Consider the following 3,730-nt stretch of genomic DNA (forward strand, 5'->3'; position numbering starts at 1 on the left):
ACTGATTACTGGCTTGGCCATACTTTTAGAGAGCCGCGGTGGGGTGTTTTTCCACCAGCAGCGTGTTGGTAAAGACGGGCAGATCTTTAAAATGATCAAATTCCGCTCTATGAGCACCGATGCGAAATTGCATGCTGAAGTCGCGGCAATGGAAAGCGACCGCGATGGCGTCTGTAGAAAGTTTGTTAATGACCCGCGGATAACGAAAGTTGGCAATATCATCCGCAAGTTGTCTATTGACGAGCTGCCCCAGTTGATCAATGTCCTGCGCGGCGAAATGTCGCTGATCGGTCCTCGTCCAGCGCTTATCTCAGAAGTTGAGCAATACACTGACTACGACCGTCAGCGTTTGATTGCACTGCCCGGTATCTCAGGATTGTGGCAGGTATCCGGTCGCGCTGACCTGAGCTTTGAACAGCAGATAGATTTGGATTTGCGTTATATCCGCGAGCGCAGCTTGTTCACTGACATTGTGATCACGGCCAAGACTATTCCGGCAGTTTTACTGGGTGCTGGTGCTTACTAAACCGATTTAAACCAAACATAAACTGGATTCGTTGAAAGGACATGAAGATGCATATCGTAAACAATGCGATAGCCCCTAAAGATCAGCAGTTAGCCATGTTTTCTACACCATTGCTAAGTGTGATAGTGACCCTAGATGGTAATGCGCGCTTTCTCAGTCAGTGCTTACAGTCTGTCATAGCCCAATCATTTACTGATTACGAAATAATAATTGTAGGGTCAGATGCGCTGAACCAAAGCGCTAATGCTATCTCGCTTCTCAATATTCATCAGTCGTATGTCATTAAAAATTGCGGAGCAGGCGAGGCAAGGGCGAGAAACACGGGGATTGCCCACGCGAGAGGGGGCTTGCTTGCTTTTATGAATGCTGGCGATGTGTGGACTACCGATAAGCTCGAGAAACATGTTTTTCACCTGGCCGCAAATCCTAGTCTCGGGGTGAGTTACAGTGAGTCTGAATGCATATCCTACTGTGATTTTAGCAAGGCCTATAGAAAATGCAGTCCTGAAATGGCAGGAACACTTGAAAATATCGTGTGTAAAAATGCGGTTGGAAATGCGTCAGGGACTGTAATGCGCCGTGAAGTTTTAAAGGACCTTCAAGAGATTAGTTGCGGTGCTCAGGGTGTAGAGCAGGTTTATTTTGATGAGCAACTCAATTATACAGATGATATTCATTTTTGGATGAAGGTAGTTACCGCTAGTGATTGGGTTATTGAGGGCATTGATGAGGTCTTAACTTGGCGACGTGTACAGAAGGAATGTGTTTCAAAGGCGTTAGTTCAGCACTTTGAGGATTGGGATCAATTGATTCGACGTTGCCAAAGCCTCGATCCTATAGCCGTGAATGAGATTGGATCGCTGGCTATCGCCTATCGCTGTGTTGAGTTAGCGCAATATTACGCTTCGCAGGTGGCTGAGGAGCACACCGTTAAGGTTTTATTGAATCGTGCTTGCCAGTTAGATCGCAGAATATTAAATAAAACCTTTGGAGGAAAATCGATTGATAACGTGATGGGGATAATTTGTCGGCGGCAGCTCGGCCAGGTGCAAGGGGGTCCCGATAGGCTTCAGGATCGCAGTCGCGCGGCCTGATTTCAACACTGCTTGAAATGGCATTGCTTGCGGCTGGATTTTCCCATTTTACGTTTTCCTGATGTGATTCGTAAAATGCGAATCAAGCTGACTTAGGCATAAGAGCTAAGGTGCAGATCTTATGTGAAAGTATCATAAAACCAGTGTGTTACAGGATTTTTTAGGCTTGGTATAGCGGCTGCGATAGCAATAGCAATAGCAAGTCTATCTATTACTAAGGTCACACAGCCATGCAAGCCATGCAAGCCATCAAACAGCAACTTAATACCTCCCTACCTTCGCTCCTTGTTGTTCTACTCGCTCAGTTACAGAAATTTAATGACTGGCTGGTTCGCGACGCTTATAAGCGTGTCTACGATGTCACTTGGAGCGCAGCTTGTACACTGACATTGTGATCACGGCCAAGACTATTCCCGCAGTTTTACTGGGTAGCGGGGCCTACTAAAATCAACGACGCTGGTGGGGGTGTTAGTTTGTATTTGGCGAGACAAAATGTAATGTCTTTACGAAATATGAGCTAAAGTTAGGTACTAAACTGATATAAAGCGATGCTTAAAAACTTTGCCATTTCTAATCAATATAAGAAGTATTTTTTGAGACTTAACGCTTAGATTTAATATGGATTAAGCAAATTACGTAATAAAAGGGCTTCTGAAATGACCTTGTTGCACACCGAAGACACGTTGATCAATCGGAACAGTTCGAGCGTAAATGGGCCTAAAGTTAGTGTCGTTATTCCTATGTACAACGCCGCGGTTTATTTACAGGATTGCTTGGACTCGGTGTTATCGCAAACTTTTCGCGACTTTGAAGTAATTTGTGTCGACGATGGTTCGCCAGATAATTGTGCCGAGATTATTAATGCCTGCGATGACGAGCGGGTGCGCTTGGTTCAGCAGCTTAATCGCGGGTTAGCTGGTGCGCGCAATACCGGAGTACGACACTCAAAGGGCGAATATGTCGCTTTTTTAGATTCTGATGATCGTTGGGCCCCCCGTAAATTAGAGCTTCATGTTCACCATTTAAATGTGAATCCTGAAATTGGGGTGAGCTACAGTGCTTCTCAGTTCATGAATGACGACGGAGAAGATATGGGCATAGGCCAACACCCCAAGTGCGAGGGTATTTCTGCTCAGGATATTTTTTGTCGCAACCCCGTTGGTAATGGCTCCGCACCGGTAATTCGCCGCGAAACGCTCAATGAGATTAAATTTACTCGGCCAGAGGCCGGCCATGACGACACCATGTACTTTGACGAAAGCTTTCGTCAATCCGAAGATGTTGAGTGCTGGTTACGTATTGCCCTGTCAACAAAGTGGCAGGTTGCGGGTCTATCTGAGGCATTGACGTGGTATCGGGTCAACGGAGAAGGCTTATCTGCCAATTGGCGCCGTCAACTCGAGTCCTGGGAGCGTTCGGTTGAAAACAACCGTAAGATTGATCCAGTTTTTATCGCCAAATGGGAAGGCTTGGCGCGGGCTTACCAATACCGTTATTTAACCCGTCGCGCGGTGCAGTCGCGCGATTCAGAGAGTGCTCGCACACTGCTTGGCTTGGCGTATAAGTCAGATAGTCGCATTTTAGTAAAAGAGTTCACGACCACTGCAGTGACCACTATCTGCACTATCTTGTTGACTATCTTGCCGATAAATCTATATGACAGCTTCGAGCGCAAAATAATGGCGATAGCGGCTAAACGCAGTAAGTAAAAGCGCGGGGATACGATTCAGAGTGCTTACCAGTATGCTGAATACGCGGCTATGCCCGAATAGTGGGTCGTAGAGCTAAGCATGTTTCTTATTTTACGTTTGTTTATTGATATGATTTGCAAAATGCAAGTCAAGCTGACCTAGACATAAGAGCTAAGGTGCAGGGTTTATATAAAAGTACAATAAAAACAGTGTGTTATATCGGTTTTTGGGTTTGGCATAGCGGTTGCAATAGTAATAGCAAGTTTATCTATTACTAGGGTCACACAGCCATGCAAGCCATCAAACAGCAAATTAATATCTTCCTACCTTCGTTCCTTGTTGTTCTGTTCACTCAGTTGCAGCAGTTTAATGACTGGCTGGTTCGTGACGCTTATAAGCGTGTCTACGATGTCACTTTG

3 protein-coding genes are annotated in these 3,730 nt (G+C 45.6%); all 3 read left to right on the plus strand.

Annotated elements, in window-relative coordinates:
* On the plus strand, positions 1-526 hold a 526-nt coding region (locus ABYP33_RS17895), incomplete at its 5' end, for a sugar transferase (protein WP_373092587.1).
* A 95-nt stretch (positions 527-621) separates the two neighbouring features.
* Complete coding sequence (locus ABYP33_RS17900; protein WP_373092588.1) at positions 622-1,620, plus strand: glycosyltransferase family 2 protein; 999 nt, start codon at positions 622-624, stop codon at positions 1,618-1,620.
* A gap of 656 nt (positions 1,621-2,276) precedes the next feature.
* Positions 2,277-3,329, plus strand: coding sequence for a glycosyltransferase family 2 protein (locus ABYP33_RS17905; RefSeq protein WP_373092589.1), 1,053 nt, complete (start codon positions 2,277-2,279; stop codon positions 3,327-3,329).
* Positions 3,330-3,730: the final 401 nt, after the last annotated feature.

Origin of the sequence: Zhongshania sp., assembly GCF_041584495.1 — a bacterium.
Taxonomy (GTDB): domain Bacteria; phylum Pseudomonadota; class Gammaproteobacteria; order Pseudomonadales; family Spongiibacteraceae; genus Spongiibacter.

What these genes read in the sequence shown, in the direction of transcription:
- ABYP33_RS17900 (WP_373092588.1), top strand. Translation starts at nt 622, where the DNA reads ATGTTTTCTACACCATTGCTAAGTGTGATAGTGACCCTAGATGGTAAT.
- ABYP33_RS17905 (WP_373092589.1), top strand. Translation starts at nt 2,277, where the DNA reads ATGACCTTGTTGCACACCGAAGACACGTTGATCAATCGGAACAGTTCG.